13 protein-coding genes and 1 other RNA gene are annotated in these 15,443 nt (G+C 61.8%); 8 read left to right on the top strand and 6 right to left on the bottom strand.

Annotation, left to right across the window (positions count from 1 at the left end; genetic code table 11):
• Positions 1-8: 8 nt before the first annotated feature.
• Complete coding sequence (locus tag M2360_RS16300) at positions 9-3,614, bottom strand: AsmA family protein (RefSeq protein ID WP_280776316.1); 3,606 nt, start codon at positions 3,612-3,614, stop codon at positions 9-11.
• A gap of 111 nt (positions 3,615-3,725) precedes the next feature.
• Entirely contained in the window at positions 3,726-5,144 is a 1,419-nt protein-coding gene (locus M2360_RS16295) for an FAD-linked oxidase C-terminal domain-containing protein (RefSeq protein WP_280776315.1), read from the bottom strand.
• A gap of 101 nt (positions 5,145-5,245) precedes the next feature.
• On the opposite strand from M2360_RS16295, the gene M2360_RS16290 reads away from it, so the two are divergent.
• On the top strand, positions 5,246-5,737 hold the full coding sequence (locus tag M2360_RS16290; RefSeq protein WP_280776314.1) for a hypothetical protein: 492 nt from the start codon (positions 5,246-5,248) through the stop codon (positions 5,735-5,737).
• Positions 5,738-5,858: 121 nt separating this feature from the next.
• The gene (locus M2360_RS16285) at positions 5,859-7,976 is read left to right on the top strand and encodes a M10 family metallopeptidase C-terminal domain-containing protein (protein WP_280776313.1); all 2,118 of its coding nucleotides are present in this window, start codon (positions 5,859-5,861) and stop codon (positions 7,974-7,976) included.
• Positions 7,977-8,031: 55 nt separating this feature from the next.
• Here the strand turns inward: M2360_RS16285 and M2360_RS16280 are convergent, their stop codons facing one another.
• The 3 genes from M2360_RS16280 to ssrA form a co-directional block, all read right to left on the bottom strand.
• Positions 8,032-8,223, bottom strand: coding sequence for a DUF4169 family protein (locus tag M2360_RS16280; RefSeq protein WP_280776312.1), 192 nt, complete (start codon positions 8,221-8,223; stop codon positions 8,032-8,034).
• A gap of 8 nt (positions 8,224-8,231) precedes the next feature.
• Entirely contained in the window at positions 8,232-8,732 is a 501-nt protein-coding gene (locus M2360_RS16275) for an SspB family protein (protein ID WP_280776381.1), read from the bottom strand.
• Positions 8,733-8,836: 104 nt separating this feature from the next.
• Positions 8,837-9,198, bottom strand: a transfer-messenger RNA (tmRNA) gene (gene ssrA / locus M2360_RS16270).
• A gap of 119 nt (positions 9,199-9,317) precedes the next feature.
• Between ssrA and M2360_RS16265 the strand changes: the two genes are divergently transcribed.
• The 6 genes from M2360_RS16265 to M2360_RS16240 all read left to right on the top strand — a co-directional run bounded on the left by M2360_RS16265 (position 9,318) and on the right by M2360_RS16240 (position 14,865).
• Positions 9,318-9,626 carry a DUF2853 family protein gene (locus M2360_RS16265; protein WP_280776311.1) on the top strand — a complete coding sequence of 103 codons (309 nt, stop codon included), beginning with the start codon at positions 9,318-9,320 and terminating at the stop codon, positions 9,624-9,626.
• Between the two features lie 112 nt (positions 9,627-9,738).
• Entirely contained in the window at positions 9,739-10,533 is a 795-nt protein-coding gene (locus M2360_RS16260) for a thymidylate synthase (RefSeq protein ID WP_280776310.1), read from the top strand.
• Complete coding sequence (locus M2360_RS16255; protein WP_280776309.1) at positions 10,530-11,048, top strand: dihydrofolate reductase; 519 nt, start codon at positions 10,530-10,532, stop codon at positions 11,046-11,048. Before M2360_RS16260 ends, M2360_RS16255 begins: the two co-directional genes overlap by 4 nt.
• Before the next feature lie 125 nt (positions 11,049-11,173).
• Positions 11,174-12,262, top strand: coding sequence for an FtsH protease activity modulator HflK (hflK, locus tag M2360_RS16250; protein ID WP_280776308.1), 1,089 nt, complete (start codon positions 11,174-11,176; stop codon positions 12,260-12,262).
• On the top strand, positions 12,259-13,167 hold the full coding sequence (locus M2360_RS16245) for a protease modulator HflC (RefSeq protein WP_280776307.1): 909 nt from the start codon (positions 12,259-12,261) through the stop codon (positions 13,165-13,167). Before hflK ends, M2360_RS16245 begins: the two co-directional genes overlap by 4 nt.
• A 135-nt stretch (positions 13,168-13,302) precedes the next feature.
• Entirely contained in the window at positions 13,303-14,865 is a 1,563-nt protein-coding gene (locus tag M2360_RS16240; protein ID WP_280776306.1) for a Do family serine endopeptidase, read from the top strand.
• Positions 14,866-14,872: 7 nt separating this feature from the next.
• Here M2360_RS16240 and M2360_RS16235 read toward each other — a convergent pair whose 3' ends face one another.
• Positions 14,873-15,442, bottom strand: coding sequence for a GNAT family N-acetyltransferase (locus tag M2360_RS16235; protein WP_280776305.1), 570 nt, complete (start codon positions 15,440-15,442; stop codon positions 14,873-14,875).
• Position 15,443: the final 1 nt, after the last annotated feature.

The following is a 15,443-nucleotide window of genomic DNA, read 5'->3' as shown; positions in this document are numbered from 1 at the left end:
ACGAAACTTCACTGCGCCGCCGGCTGACCACTATTGAGACTATTCCCCAGCGCTTTCTCTGCCTGGCGCCGCTCTTCTTCCTCGCGGGCGAGGCGCGCGAGCGCTTCCTGCTGTTCGCGCAGCAATCGCGCTTCATCGAGCGCCTTCAGGCGCAACCTCTCGCGCTCGGCGTCCCTGGCTTTCCACAGCATGGTTTCCCGGCGCAACCGCTGCTTTTCCTGCATGGTGGCCTGCAGGATTTCGACCCGCCGGCGTTCTTGTTCGAATTTTCGGAGCGACAGGAAATTGCTCATGGCGGTGATGTCCGCCTTGCGCTCCGGCGCGGCGAACGGTCCCTGGAAAGTCAGCGTCACCGAAGGGTCGGCGCCGCTCATGCGCTCGTCGCCCGGATCATAGGCGAGGGTCAGTTGTCCGTCGAGCGCGCCGTCGGCCAATCCGATCGCGCCTTGCGCGTCGAGCCGCGCGCCATTGGCCATCACACCGGTCACCTTGTCGGCGCGCAGTCGTGAGCCCGCGATGGCGAAGGGGATTTCGAGCGTGTTCGCCTTGATCGCGCCGGAAAACAGCGCCGTCTCGATCAGCGGGCGCAGCGCGGTTTCGGTGAATTCGCCGTCGATCCGGTCCGCGCCCGACAGCAGGCTCGGCAGGGCTGCGGCGTTCAAACCGTTGAGCGTGACGCCGTTCAGCGTCAGCGCGCCCGAGCCGGTGGCGCCGTCCAAGAGCGCCCTGGGATCGTCGCCTGCCGCGTCCAGGGTCATGGCGAGATCGGCGCGCGCGGTTGCGACCGGCTGGCCGGCGAAGCGCCAGAAGCCGGTCTTGAGATCGGCGTCGTCGACGGAGAGGCGGGCGCGGAGATAGCCCGATCCCTCGGTGTCGCCGAGTTCGGCCTGCCCGCTGAACTTTCCGCCAAGCAGTGTTCCCCTGGCGCCCGACAGCGCCAGCCGGCCAGGCTCCATCGTCAACCGGCTGGAGAAGTCGCCAATCGAGGCCAGAGATCCGATGCGCATCGTCTTGGCCGTCAAGCCGAGGCTGACATTGAACGGCGTCACCGGCCGCTTGGGCAGCGGGGCGGCGGACAGATCGCCGGAAAGGTCGAAGAGCGGGCCGTAGACCGTTTCCGCCAGCCAGCCGAAATCCACGGCGTCGACGGAAAATTCTCCGCCCAGCCGCGGCGCAGACTGGGTGCGATCGAGACTGGCTGCACCGGAAAACACGTTTCCGTCCGCTTTGCCGGCCACGCTTTCGAACGCGACTGCGTCCTTCTCCGAATAGATATTGGCCGTCAGCGAGAAGGGCAGCCCCTCGATCAACCGCGGCAAAGCCAGGCCGTTCATGGCGAGATAGGGGGCGATATCGCCGCTATCGAGGCTGAGCGCATAGGAGCCGGACAGGAACCGGCCCGCCTCCAGCGCCGTCTGGCCGGTGATGCTGAGATCGGTGGTGCCCGACGAAAAAGCGAGATTGATCTGTGGATCGGCTTCGGCGGGCTGATTGATCTTGAGAGTGAGGAGCCCATCCTGATCGGCGTCGATCGGCAGAGTCTTGAGTCCGGCCTGTCCAAGCAAGACCCAGGCGTCGGGATTCTCGATCGTGGCGTCGAGCGTCAGGCCGCCGGAATTGGCGAGGTCGAGGCTCTGGGCCGCGAGCCGCGCGCTCATGCGGCTGCCGTGAGCAATGCCGGAGAGCGTCGCCTCGATCGGCCAGTCGCCCTTGCCGACTGAAAGATCGATTCGAAAATCGGAGCCCGCGTAATAGCCGGCATTGCCGGCGAGGCGCGCGAGCGCCGGATGGCCGGGCAGCCGCTCCGCCATCAATGCAAAGAGGCGGGATGGATCCTCGGACTTCATGCTGACGCGCGCCGTCCCACTGGGGCGTTCCGCCAGGCGATCAAAGCCGCCCTGGACGCCGATCTGGGCGCCATAAAAATCACCGAGCGTGACGCGCGCATCGGTGAGCGCGCCTTGCGACAGCGAAATGGCGGCGTCCAAGTCGCGCGCTTCGAGGCCCAGACCGGAAAAATGGTCGAATTTCAGCCGGGCACCGATCCGGTGATCGAGCAGATCCGCCGTTTGGGTTTCGCCGGTCAGCAGGCCGGCCAAGGCTGTCATCGTGTCGAGATCGAAATCATTGCCGGACAGTTCCGTCGACAATGCCGGCTGTTCGCCGTCGTTCATTTCATGTTCGAGACGCCCGGTCAGGCGCGCATCGCCGAAGACGATCTCAAGATTCTCGAATCGTTGCAGGTCCGGTGTGAGACTGACATTGGCGGAGAAGCCTGCGGTTTTCAGGCGGCGGATCGCGTCGGGCGTTTCGCCGGTCACCCATTCGGCGAAACCCGAAGGCTGATTGGAGGCGAGCAGCAATTGGCCCTGGAAGCCCTGGGCGGCGGCCAGCGTCAGCTTGCCCTTGGCCGATAACCGCGTGCGGCCCGGCAGTTCGGCTTCCGCCTGGTCGATAATCCAGCCATCGCCGGTGGGGCGGGTCTTCAGCGTGATGTTGCGGATGACGGTGTCGTCGGCGATCAGCGCGGGAAGGGTGATTTCCGCCCGGCCCGGCATCGGCGGCACCGGAATATCGCCGGCCAGCGCCAGGAAGGCGCGCAGGCGGTCCTTGAGCGGCAGCGCCGCGCTCTCGCCTTCGCCGCCGCCGATCCGGGTCATGTCGACCTGCTGGCCCGCCGCCGTCAGCAGGAATTCCGGATTGCGGCCGGCGTCGATGGTCGCTTCGCCGGTTACGGTATAGGGATCGTCGACAGGACCCATGCTGAACTGGTATTTGTCGATGCGGATACGGTCATTGTTGAGCCGGAAATCGCCCTGGATGCGCGGAGCCGACGCGGAAAGCGCGTCCGCAGTCTCGCCGCCCTCGCGTTCGGAGGCCAGTTGCCGGCGCAGGCGGAAGGAGCCGGCATATTCGGGGCGCAAATCCTTGAGCCCGATTAGCCCTTCCATCTCCGCCGCGATCGCCGGGCTCTGGGGCATAAGCCGCAGTTTGAGGAAGACCTTGTCATTTTCCGGCACATTGGTGGCGAGCGTGAAACTGCCGCGCTGGCCGTCGAGCGCGCCGGTTCCAGCCATTTTCCACGGGCCGGCGAGCGTCTTGGCCGAAAGATCGAGATCAAGGCCGGTCAGTTTGCGCGTGCGGCCGGTCTGTTCGTCGATGAACACCACCTCGCCATCGGCGACCTGTACTTTCTCCAGCACGACGCTGGCGGCGGGAATGCGCGGCTCGCCGGTCTTGACCCAATCGAGCGCGCCGTCCGCGCCGAGCTTCAGCGTTACCTTGGGCTGGTCGATGCGCATATTGTAGATCAGCGCTTCGCCACTCAGGAAGGGCGCGAGCTCGGTCTCCATCGAAAAACTCCGGGCGGAAACGAGTGCGCCGCCCTGGCCATCCTCGCCGACGCGGACATCGGTCAGCGTCACCGAGGGGAAGGGCAGGAGGCGCGCGTCGACCGAACCATGCACCACCACTTTCTTGCCGATGATGCGGCTCGCCTGATTTTCGAAGTCTTGCCGAAAATTGGTCCAGTCGACGAAATAGGGGGCGATCAGCGCTGAAAACAGCGCTGCGGCCACCAGGCTTCCGACGACGATGAACAGGCGGGCGAGCACGGTCTTGTCTTCCTCAGGCCACTTTGATCACATGTCGCGGCAGGGCCGTCCGGCCGCGCTAGTCGATTGTAGGTTAAGGGAAAACGCCGATGACGCAAGCGCGAAGGCGGCTCATCCCCGGTCGAGCGCGAAGATCTTTCCGGGGTTGAAGATATTGAGCGGATCGAGCGCGGTCTTGATCTGTCGCATCAGCTCGACGCCACCGCCAAGTTCGGCCTCGAGAAACTCCTGCTTGCCCTGTCCGATGCCGTGTTCGCCAGTGCAGGTGCCGTCCATCGCCAATGCGCGGGCGTTCAATCGTTCGATGAAGGCCTCGGCGCGGGCGATCTCACTGGGATCCTTGTCGTCGACGATCAGCGAGACGTGGAAATTGCCGTCGCCGGCATGACCGACGATCGGACCCTCAAGGCCATGCGCATCGAGATCCGCTTCGGTTTCGGTCACGCAGTCGGCGAGCCTGGAGATCGGCACGCAGACATCGGTGGCGAGCACGGCCTTGCCGGGCGCGAGCGCCTTCACCGACCAGAACACATTGTGTCGCGCCTTCCAGATCTTGGCGCGTTCCTCGGCGTTGGAGGTCGCGACATAACCCGTCGCGCCGTTGTCGCGGGCCACCTCGCCAAAGGCTTCGACCTGCAGCGCCACCGAGGCGGGCGAGCCGTGAAATTCGACGAACAGCGACGGCTGCACCGGCAGGCTAAGGCCGGAATAGGCATTGCAGGCGGCCACCTGCGGCGCATTCATGAGTTCGATCCGTGCCACGGGAATGCCGAGCTGGATGGTCATGATCACGGCTTCCGAGGCGTGCTTGAGCGACGGGAAAGTGCAGTAGCCGCCGGCTATTTCTTCCGGAATGCCCTGCAGCCTGAGCGTCACCGAGGTGATCACGCCGAGCGTGCCTTCCGCGCCGACGAAAAGCCGGGTGAGATCATAGCCGGCCGAGGACTTGCGGGCGCGTCGCGCGGTGCGGATCTCCTCGCCATTCGCGGTCACGACCGTCAGCGCCAGCACATTGTCCTTCATCGTGCCGTAACGGACGGCATTGGTGCCCGAGGCGCGCGTCGAGGTCATGCCGCCGATCGAGGCGTTGGCGCCGGGATCGATCGGGAAAAACAGGCCAGTGTCGCGCAGATGCGTATTGAGCTCCTCACGGGTCAGCCCCGGTTCGACCGTGCAGTCGAGATCCTCTGTATTGACCGAGAGGACACGGTTCATGCGGCTGAAATCGAGCGAAAATCCACCGCAGGCGGCATTGACCTGCCCCTCCAGCGACGATCCCGCCCCAAACGGCACGAGGGGAACGCGATGGTCGCTGGCGATCCGGACCGCGGTTTTCACGTCCTCAACGCCCTGGATGAAAATTACCCCATCCGGTGGTTGCGGAGGCACCCATGTGGTTGTATGGCAATGCTGGTTGCGATAGGCTTGCGCGGTCGAGAAACGCGGCCCGAAGGCTTCAGCATAGGCGCTCGTCGCGGCGGCGATGCCGGTTTCGTTGCGGATCCCCGGTTTGATCTTGGAAATGCCCATGTTCTAAAATCTCCCTGCTCGACGTGGTGACGCAATGGCTTGATCTTTGATTATATCGTTATAAATAAGAATGTTATGACTTTCTTATGTGTGAGTCTGCCTTGGTCGATCCCATCAAATTCGATACGCCCGTCATCGCCTATGGACTGCGCACCGAACAGGACTGGTTCCAGCCGTCGGGCGCTCTGTCATCCTGGGGAATGACGCGGGTCTTTGACAGAATCGCAGCAACAGGCTTTGCCATTCTCGACTGCGGCGAGGATTATCGCGCGCGAAGCGGCTGCGCAATGGCGCCGCGCCAGTGCTTGACAACCTATCTCGAACCTGTGCGGCAAGCGCCGCCGTTGCGAGGGGCTTTTCGACTGCTGGGCGCCGGCGACTCCATGTTGCATGTCTATCTGGAAGTCTACGATGCAGCCGGGCGACTGGCGGGGGCGGAGGAGGCTGTGTATGGCCTGACGGCTTGCGGAGACGGGCGCGCGGCATATTTCTCCGAGGTCCAGCGGCAGGATATCGCCATCATGCTGCGCTATCACGCTTCTCTTCCCAAGCCGAAATATTCAGGCCGGCTCGTTTCGATGGAAACGGCGTGACTGTTCGGTTTTGACGCGAAAGTGGTTTAATTACTCCGTCATTGAAAGTTCAGTGTCGTAAATCAACCGAATATTAGTGGTTGCGCCCAATCATCCCTGACTGAATCACGGGGGATCTCATATGGCGGCGGCAAACTGGACACTTGATCAGGTCCTTGCTCAACTCAATTCCGGCAATTCCTGGTCCGGCGACGTAATCACCTATTCGTTTCCGCTGGATGCATCGCAATTTGTCGGCTGGGACGAGGCGGACGGCTTCGTGGCCATGAACGACGCGCAGATCGAGATCGTGGAATATGCGCTGACAGGCTGGGACGAGTTGATCGCCGCCAATTTCGCGCGGGTCGACAGCGATTCCGATATCGAAATCGCCTACACCACCACCGGTATCGACTATGCTCATGCTTATTATCCCAATTCGGGTGGCGTCTGGTTCAATCCCGACTACGACGATGTGAAGAACCCGGTCGTCGGACAGTACGGCTATGAGACCATCATACACGAACTCGGTCATGCGCTCGGTCTCGACCATATGGGCGACTATAACGGTTCGGGCAACTGGGCGCCGTCAAGCTATCAGGACAGCACCGTGCTGTCGATCATGTCCTATTTCGGCCCCGACCAATATGACGGTGAAGGGCAAGTGATGTGGGCGGATTGGGAGAAGGATGGTCAGGTCTATTCGCCACAGACCGCGATGCTCAACGACATCATGGCGATCCAGTCCATCTATGGCGTCGAGACCACGACCCGGCTCGGAGCCACTGTTTACGGCTTCAACAGCACCGTCACTGGCGCTGCCGCCAACATCTTCGATTTCACCATCAATGAAGTCCCGATCCTCACCATCTTCGATTCCGGCGGCGAGGATACGCTCGACTTCAGCGGATTCCTGACCAAAAGCGTGATCTCGCTGATCTCGGGCACGTTTTCGGCCGTCAATGAGATGACCAACAATATCGCCATCGCCTATACTGCGGTAATCGAGAACGCGGTCGGCGGCGCGGGCGATGATGAGATCACCGGCAATGACGGCGACAACAGCCTTGCCGGGGGAGCCGGCGACGACCTGTTGACGGGCGGGGCGGGCAACGATACGGCGATCTTCATCGGCGCCGCCGCCAACTATGCGATCAACGCCGCCGGCGACGGCTCCTACACGGTGACGGCGCTTTCCGGCGACGAAGGCGAGGATACGCTCGTTGAGGTCGAAATCCTCTCCTTCAGCGATGGCGAGGTCAATCTTGCCGACAATCTCGCGCCGACGCTGGTCGCGGCCGTTGCGGATATCCAGGCATCGGCGGGCTCCAGCTTCTCTTTCGAGATCCCGTCCGACGCGTTCGAGGATCCGGACGGCGACACGCTGACCTATTCGGCGAAACTCGCAGACGGCTCGGATCTGCCCGATTGGCTGGTCTTCAATCCGGAAACCTTGACATTCGACGCCGCTCCGGGCGCTGCAGACACCGGAACGATTTCGGTGCGGGTGACGGCCAGCGACGGCCAACTCGCCGCCTCCGACGTGTTTGATCTGGTCGTGTCTAACGACAATACGCCGCCGGAGGCTTTTGACGACGCCGCCAGCGTCGCCGAAGGAAAGAGTGTTCTGGTCGACGTTCTCGCCAATGACGTCGACGAGGATGGAGACGGCTTGACGCTGATTTCCGTCTCCGCAAGCTCCGACGATGGCTGGGCCTGGATCGAGGATGGCCAGGTGCGGGTGGGCTATCAGGGCAGTGACCTCGCGCGCGGCGAAAAGGCGGAGATCGACATCGCCTACACCGTAACGGATGGTTCGGCCACGTCGGAAGGCAGCCTGACGGTGACGGTGAACGGCGTCTGGAACACCATCCGCGGTTCATCCAAGAAGGACACGCTTTGGGGATCCGACAGCGATGACCTTTTCCTGGCGTATAAGGGCAATGACACGATCTATGCTTTCGACGGCCGCGACACGCTGGATGGGGGAGAAGGCAAGGATACGCTCTGGGGTTATGCCGGCGCCGATACATTCCGCTTCGCCGCCAAGAGCGGTCGCGACAGGATCATGGACTTCTCGGAAGCGGAAGCAGATCGTATCGATCTGTCGCGTGTCTCGGAGATCACCAATTTCCGCGACCTTATCAACAATCACCTGAAGGATGCTGGCGATGCCGTGATCCGGATCTCGGCCAATAGCGCCATCACCCTCGACGGCGTCGACGCAGCCGATCTCGATCGCGGCGACTTCATCTTCTGATTTTTGGAACGAAAACGGCGCGGCGCTTCAAGCGCCGCACTGGTCATTCGAGGCGTCAGCCTTTTTCGGGCCGATCGAGCTTGCCCTGATCGAGGGCGCGCTCGGCCTTGTCATTCAAGGCTTTGGTCAATTGTTTTTCCGCCTTGGTGCGCCCGAAGCTCACCCGGTTCTGGTCGGCCGTCTTTTCCTTCTCCACCCTGGCCTTCGCCTTGCGGGCCTGTCGGAGATTGATGATGTCGGCCGCCATGGCGCGTCTCAGTTCTTCTTGCGGAATGCGTCGAGCGAGACCACGGAGCCGCCAGCCTTGGCGTCTTCGGACTTTTCCTCGCTGCTCTTGGCTTCTTCGCCCGCCACGGGATAGGCTGTGATTTCAGCGCCCTGATCGGCCTCTTCGCCGATGGACACATCGAATTCGAGTTCGAAATTCACCGAGGGATCATAGAAGCCGCGGACGGCGGCGAACGGGATGGTCAGCTTCTCGGGCTTGTCGGAGAAGCTCAATCCGATTTCGAAATAGGCTTCATGCACTTTCAGTTCCCAGAACTGGTGCTGGACGACGATGGTCATCTGCTCGGGATATTTCGACTTCAACTGCTGCGAAATCCGCACGCCCTGCGCCTGGGTCAGGAAGGTAATGAAGAAATGATGTTCGCCCGGCAGGCTGCCCGTGGCGGAGACTTCCGACAACACCTTGCGGATCACGCCTCTGAGCGCATCCTGTGCCAAAATATCGTAGCGGATGTGATCCTGCCCCATGTCGATTCCCATTTCCAATTCCAGATGTTGGTCTGACTATGCCATTTTCTGTTGCTTTGGCAAAGCTTTTCGTCGTCCGGGCGCGGCAGGCGGAGGGGGAAAGAAGTGGAGGCTTCTGTTGCCAGGCGCCTCCGAGCCCCGCCTTACAGTGCTACCCGTAAGGACTTAATTTGGGTTTCTGGCACCGCGATTAAGCAGCGACAGCGTAACCCTGAGCGTTGTTGTCGTTTGCAACTACTCTGTTGACCCGATAACGGTGGTATCATGCCGAGCAAAAAGTCGATCTTTACGCCCTTGTCGATCCTATTTCGCCCCCATCAAAAGCGGCTCTCGTCTTGAGCCGTTTTTGGTGGAGGCGCCGGGTACCGCCCCCGGGTCCAATGGGTTTATTTCACCGCCCGTTTATTGCCATAGCCGGCGAACCGGCACCGTCTATATAGGGCGTGGCTGCCGGCTTGGGAAGTGGATTGGCGAAGATTTCCTCGCTTGTTGTCATCGTCGCGTCATCGTCGCCCCCATCGTCTTGACGCGCGCAGGCCCCGACACCACCTCCTGTTGCGTCGGTGGTGATCAGGGAGTGGATCGATGAGCGACTATATCGAGAATGTCCGGAAATATGACGCATCGGCCGATGAGGCGGTGGTGGCCAAAATCGTCCGCCATCTCGGCATCGCGCTGCGCAATCGCGATTCCTCGCTTGTCTCGGCGTCCGATTCCGGGGAACTGGCGCGCGTCGAAGAGAAGTGGTGCGGCAAGAAACTCGGAGTCATCGGTCCCGCAGCCAAGCAGGCGGTGGACGCCGTCTGCGAGATCATGGCGGGCGAACGGGCGAAATCGCGCGTGACCTTCTACTATCTCGTCGCCAGGGAGTTAGGAAAGCTCGATACGCTCTGAGCCTGCCGGCGCGCCGCCGCTTCAATTAGCTGGGGGCGCGCACAAGAGATTGTTGAGGGCAGGGCGGTTTTGCCTATATGTGGAGCGACGCAAAAAAAGCGGAGCGCCGACCATGAAGCAATATCACGATCTCCTGTCGCATGTTCTGGACAACGGCGTCGACCGCGGCGACCGCACCGGCACCGGCACGCGCGGCGTGTTCGGCCACCAGATGCGGTTTGATCTTTCCGAGGGATTTCCGCTCGTCACCACCAAGAAGCTGCATCTGCGCTCGATCATCCATGAACTGCTGTGGTTCCTGAAGGGCGACACAAATATCGCCTATCTGCAGGAAAACGGCGTGACGATCTGGGACGAATGGGCCGACGAGAACGGCGATCTCGGCCCGGTCTACGGTTCGCAATGGCGCTCCTGGCCGGCGCCCGATGGCGGGCAGATCGACCAGATCGCCAATGTGATCGAATCCATCAAGACCAATCCCAATTCGCGCCGGCATATCGTCACGGCCTGGAACCCGGCCGAAGTCGAGCGCATGGCGCTGCCGCCCTGCCATTGCCTGTTCCAGTTCTATGTGTCCGAAGGCAGGCTGTCCTGCCAGCTCTATCAGCGCTCGGCTGATATTTTCCTCGGCGTGCCCTTCAACATCGCCGCCTACGCGCTTCTGACGATGATGGTCGCGCAGGTGACGGGGCTGAAGCCCGGCGATTTCGTCCACACGCTCGGCGACACGCATCTTTATTCCAACCATTTCGAGCAGGCGAAGCTGCAGCTCACCCGGACGCCGAAACCGTTGCCGGTCATGAAGATCAATCCTGCGGTCAAGGATATTTTCGGCTTTCGCTACGAGGATTTCGAGCTTGTGGGCTATGAGGCCTATGAGAGCATCAAGGCGCCGGTGGCTGTATGAAGATTTCCATCGTGGTGGCCATGGCTGACAAGGGCGTCATCGGGCGCGACAACGGCCTGCCTTGGCGTCAGTCCTCCGATCTCAAACGCTTCAAGGCCATGACGCTGGGCAAGCCGGTGGTGATGGGCCGCAAATGTTATGCTTCGATCGGCAAGCCGCTGCCCGGTCGGACGAACATCGTCGTCACCCGCAATCGAGACTTCGCCGCCGACGGCGTGGCGGTCGTCCATGACTATGACGCTGGCGTCGCCTTGGCCACGCAGGAGGCTGGGCGACTCGGCGCCGACGAGATCTGCGTCATCGGCGGCGGAGAAATCTACCGGCTGGCTTTCGAGACGGCCGATCTCCTGCATGTCACCCATATTCTGGGCAAAATCGATGGCGATACGTTCTTTCCGGCGATCGATCCCGACCTTTGGGAGGCGATCGACGGGGAGGAACTGCCGGCCAGCGAAAAGGACGACTATCCGACGCGGTTCGTCACCTACCGGCGGCGATCCGTATCAGGGACATAATTTCAGCAAAAAACGCTGTTCTCTGGCGCTCGTCGTTGAAACACATGGGGTGGATACCTATAAAGTGTGCGGGAAGCCGGCTGTCGCGCATGGTCGGTCTTGAGGTCTGTCAATAAGAGGTGTGAATGCCCTGGAGCAATCAGAACGGCGGCGGCGGTCCATGGGGCGGCGGCGGCGGCGGCAAGAACCAGAGTCCCTGGGGTCAGGGACCTAATCGGCCGCGCGGCGGCGGAACGCCGCCGGATCTCGAAGAGATCATCCGGCGCAGCCAGGATCGGTTGAAGACCATGATCCCTGGCGGCATGAATGGCGGCATCTTCGTCATCGTCTTGATCCTTGTCGCGGTGTTTTGGCTGCTCAACGCCGTCTACACCGTCCAGCCGGACGAGCGCGGCGTGGAATCCCTGTTTGGCAAACCCAAGGAAGAAATTTCCGGTCCCGGCCTTCACTTCGTGATGTGGCCGGTCGAGACGGTCGAACTGGTCAACGTCGCCGAACAGCAGCAGAAGATCGGCGCGGCCGGCGACCAGGGCGAAGGCCTGATGCTCACCGGCGATCAGAACATCGTCAATGTGCAGTTCTCGCTGCTGTTCTCGGTCAGCGATCCTCGGGCCTATATCTACAACGTCTCCGAGCCGGGCAAGACGCTTGCCCAGGTCGCGGATTCGGTGATGCGCGAAATGGTTGGCCGCCGGCCCGCCCAAGACATTTTCCGCGACAACCGCCAGGCGGTCGCCCAGGAAGTCAAGGATTCGATCCAGCAGACCGCCGATAGCTACAAGTTGGGCGTGGTGGTCAACACCGTGTCGATCGAAGACGTGTCGCCGCCCAAGGAAGTGTCGAGCGCCTTCGATGAAGTCCAGCGCGCCGAGCAGGACGAAGACAAGATGCTTGAGCAGGCCAACCAATACGCCAACCAGGTGCGTGGTCAGGCCAATGGTGAAGCCGCCAAGACCCGCGAAGAAGCCGCCGCTTACAAAAACCGCGTCGTCAAGGAAGCGGAAGGCGAATCGCAGCGCTTCCTGTCGGTCTATGAGCAATACAAGAAGGCGCCGGAAATCACCCGCAAGCGTCTCTATATCGAAACCATGGAACAGGTGTTGCAGAACTCCAAGAAGGTCATCACCGACACGGCCGCAGGCCAGACGGGCGTCGTGCCGCTTCTGCCGCTCAACCAACTGACCCAGCCGGCCGACAAGGGAGCGCAGAAATGACCAATCGTCTCGCTGTCGCCGCCATCGGCCTGTTCATCATCGTGGTCGGACTGTTTTCGTCCTTCTATATCGTCAACGCCCGCCAGCAGGCGATCGTCATCCGCTTCGGTCAGATTACCGACGTGAAGACCGAGCCCGGCATCTATTTCAAGATGCCCTTCGCCTTCCTCGACGCCGATCGGGTCCAGTATGTCTCCAATCAGGAATTGAGGCTGGATCTCGACAATATGCGCGTGCAGGTCTCTGGCGGCAAATTCTACGAGGTCGACGCTTTCGTGGTCTACAAGATCACCAATGCCCGGCTGTTCCGCGAAATCGCCGCCGGCGATGTCGTGCAGGCCGAAAGCCGCCTGCGCACACGTCTCGATTCGGCGTTGCGCCGCGTCTATGGTCTGCGTGGTTTCGAAGCCGCGTTGTCCAATGAACGGGCTTCTATGATGAAGGAAGTGCGCAACGACATCACCAAGGACGCGGAATCGCTCGGCCTGACCATCACCGACGTCCGCATTCGCCGCACCGATCTCACCAAGGAAGTGTCGCAGCAGACCTTTGACCGCATGAAGGCCGAACGTCTTGCGGAAGCCGAAGCCATCCGCGCCCGGGGTAACGAAGGCGCGCAGCGCCGTCGGGCCGTGGCCGATCGCGGCAAGGTGGAAATCGTCGCCGCCGCCAGCAAGGACGCGCAGATCCTGCGCGGTCAGGGCGAAGCCGAACGGAACCGTATTTTTGGCGAGGCTTTCACCAACGATCCGGAATTCTACGCCTTCTATCGCTCCATGCAGGCCTATCAGAATTCGCTGGGCTCGGGGGACTCGACGCTGGTGCTGTCGCCGGAATCGGAATTCTTCCAGTACTTCAAGAGTGAAGTGCCGAAACCTGCGCCTTCGCCTGCGGCTGCGCAATAATTGCGCCGCTCACGGTTAATTTAACAGTTCAGGGAGGGGTTGCTCTAGCCAGCAGCCCCTTCTTCGTCAAGAATCACATGCATGCTGCCCAGATGATTCCGGGCGAGGCGCGCCCGGCTTGGTGAGGGGTACGGTATGAAGGCAAAAGCTAAGAGCGCCGGCAGTTTCGGCGCGCGTCGGGCCATAGCGCTTGTCGCGACCGCGGCCATCGCATGTGCAACCGCGCTGTCGCCGGCCGCGCTCCATGCCCAGGACGCCGCCGCGAAAACGCCGGATCACGGTCCCGAGTCGGTTGCCGATCTCGCCGAAAGCCTGACCGACGCCGTGGTCAATATCGCCATCCTGCAAAACGCCAAGGCTGATGGCGAAGAGGCGGATCAGGGCTTTCCGTCACCCAACCTGCCGGAAGGCTCGCCTTTCCAGGACCTGTTCGACGACTATTTCAAGAAAAAGGACGGCGGCTCCGACAGCGCGGAGAAAGTCAGCTCGCTCGGCTCTGGTTTTGTGGTCGATCCGGCCGGCTATATCGTCACCAACAATCATGTCATCGAGGGCGCGACCGATATCGAGGTCAATTTCGCCAACGGCTCGAAGCTGAAAGCGAAGCTGGTCGGGGCCGACACCAAGACCGATCTCGCGGTGCTCAAGGTCGAGCCAAAGAAGCCGCTGCGCTTCGTGCGGCTCGGCGATTCCCGGCAGATGCGGATCGGCGACTGGGTGATGGCGATCGGCAATCCCTTCGGTCTCGGCGGTTCGGTGTCGGTCGGCATCATTTCGGCCCGCAACCGCAACATCAATGCCGGCCCCTACGACAATTTCATCCAGACCGACGCCGCCATCAACAGGGGCAATTCCGGCGGCCCGCTGTTCAACATGCATGGCGATGTGATCGGCATCAACACGGCGATCATTTCGCCGACTGGCGGCTCGATCGGCATCGGCTTCGCCGTGCCCACCGAGATCGCCGCCAATGTCGTCAACCAGTTGCGTCTCTATGGCGAGACGCGGCGCGGCTGGCTCGGGGTGCGCATCCAGCCCGTCACCGATGATATGATCGAGACGCTGAAGCTCGAGACGGCGCATGGCGCGCTGATCTCCGGCGTCATCAAGGGCGGCCCCGTCGACAATGGCGTGGTGAAGATCGGCGACATCGTGCTGAAGCTCGACGGTTTCGATGTCCGCGAAATGCGCGACCTCACCCGCATCGTCGCCGAAAGCCCGATCGGCAAGCCGCTCGACATGGTCATCCTGCGCGACGGCAAGGAGATGACCGTCAAGGTGACGCTGGCCCGTCAGCCGGAAGAGGACGCCAAGAAGAAGACGGAAGAGGCCGCGAAGGCAAAGGCCGAACCGGAAAGCGGCTCGGCCCCCGGAGACGACAAGCCGGCGGAGCCGACGGCGTCGGACACGCTCGGCCTGGCGGTCGCTGCGTTGACGCCGGAAAACCGCAAGGCGATGAAGATTGCCGAGACCGTTGAGGGCGTTCTGGTGCTCGACGCGCCGGAGGAAACCGAAGCCTATGCCAAGGGTGTCCGCAAGGGCGACGTCATCGTCGAAGTTGCGCAGGACTTCGTCGATACGCCCGAAGAACTGGCGCAGAAGCTTGCGGAACTGCGTGAGAACGATCGCCGCAACGCCTATTTGATGATCGCCAACGCCAAGGGTGAATTGCGGCTGGTGGCGGTGCCGCTCGAATAGCGCGAGGTCAGGCGGGCGCCGCGCTCGCGCGCCATTCCTCTGCGGTCAGGGCGTAGACGACGTGGCGTTTCAGGTGCGGCATGTCGTCGGGAATGCGCGGGGAGTCGAAATCCCGTTCAGGCTGACGCATGAGGCCGATCCGCTCCATGACGGCGGTTGAGCGCCGGTTTTGCGTGACTGCGAAACTCACGATTTCATCGAGACCGCGGGTTTCGAAGCCATAGCGCAACAGCGCGCGCCCCGCCTCCGTCACATAGCCCTTGCCCCAATGGCGATGCGCAAGCCGCCAGCCGATCTCGATTGCGTCATCTGCAAAAATCCCTGAAACGGTAACCAGCGCCAGCCCGCAAAAGCCGATCGGCTCGTCCGTTTCGGCGAGCGCCAAGGCGTAGAAGCCGAAGCCGCGTTCGGTGATACGGCTGCGATTGAAATCGAACAGGGCGTCCGATTCCGCCCGGTCGCGGCGATGCGGGAAATATTCCATTACCACCGGATCGGAATTGATCTCATGGAAGAGATCGCGGTCGTCATCGCGCCAGTTGCGGATGATGAGGCGGGGTGTTTGCAGAATGATCATA

The sequence above is a fragment of the Rhizobium sp. SG_E_25_P2 genome (genome assembly GCF_029892285.1).
GTDB lineage: Bacteria > Pseudomonadota > Alphaproteobacteria > Rhizobiales > Rhizobiaceae > Rhizobium_E.
Note: the sequence above shows the minus strand (reverse complement) of the source record. Positions and strands in the feature narration are given on the sequence as shown.

Excerpts from the sequence above, each read along its gene's own strand:
- M2360_RS16295 (WP_280776315.1), bottom strand. The coding sequence starts at position 5,144 with ATGGGCATTTCCAAGATCAAACCGGGGATCCGCAACGAAACCGGCATC.
- M2360_RS16285 (WP_280776313.1), top strand. The coding sequence starts at position 5,859 with ATGGCGGCGGCAAACTGGACACTTGATCAGGTCCTTGCTCAACTCAAT.
- M2360_RS16280 (WP_280776312.1), bottom strand. The coding sequence starts at position 8,223 with ATGGCGGCCGACATCATCAATCTCCGACAGGCCCGCAAGGCGAAGGCC.
- M2360_RS16275 (WP_280776381.1), bottom strand. The coding sequence starts at position 8,732 with ATGGGGCAGGATCACATCCGCTACGATATTTTGGCACAGGATGCGCTC.
- M2360_RS16265 (WP_280776311.1), top strand. The coding sequence starts at position 9,318 with ATGAGCGACTATATCGAGAATGTCCGGAAATATGACGCATCGGCCGAT.
- M2360_RS16260 (WP_280776310.1), top strand. The coding sequence starts at position 9,739 with ATGAAGCAATATCACGATCTCCTGTCGCATGTTCTGGACAACGGCGTC.
- M2360_RS16255 (WP_280776309.1), top strand. The coding sequence starts at position 10,530 with ATGAAGATTTCCATCGTGGTGGCCATGGCTGACAAGGGCGTCATCGGG.
- hflK (WP_280776308.1), top strand. The coding sequence starts at position 11,174 with ATGCCCTGGAGCAATCAGAACGGCGGCGGCGGTCCATGGGGCGGCGGC.
- M2360_RS16245 (WP_280776307.1), top strand. The coding sequence starts at position 12,259 with ATGACCAATCGTCTCGCTGTCGCCGCCATCGGCCTGTTCATCATCGTG.
- M2360_RS16240 (WP_280776306.1), top strand. The coding sequence starts at position 13,303 with ATGAAGGCAAAAGCTAAGAGCGCCGGCAGTTTCGGCGCGCGTCGGGCC.
- M2360_RS16235 (WP_280776305.1), bottom strand. The coding sequence starts at position 15,442 with ATGATCATTCTGCAAACACCCCGCCTCATCATCCGCAACTGGCGCGAT.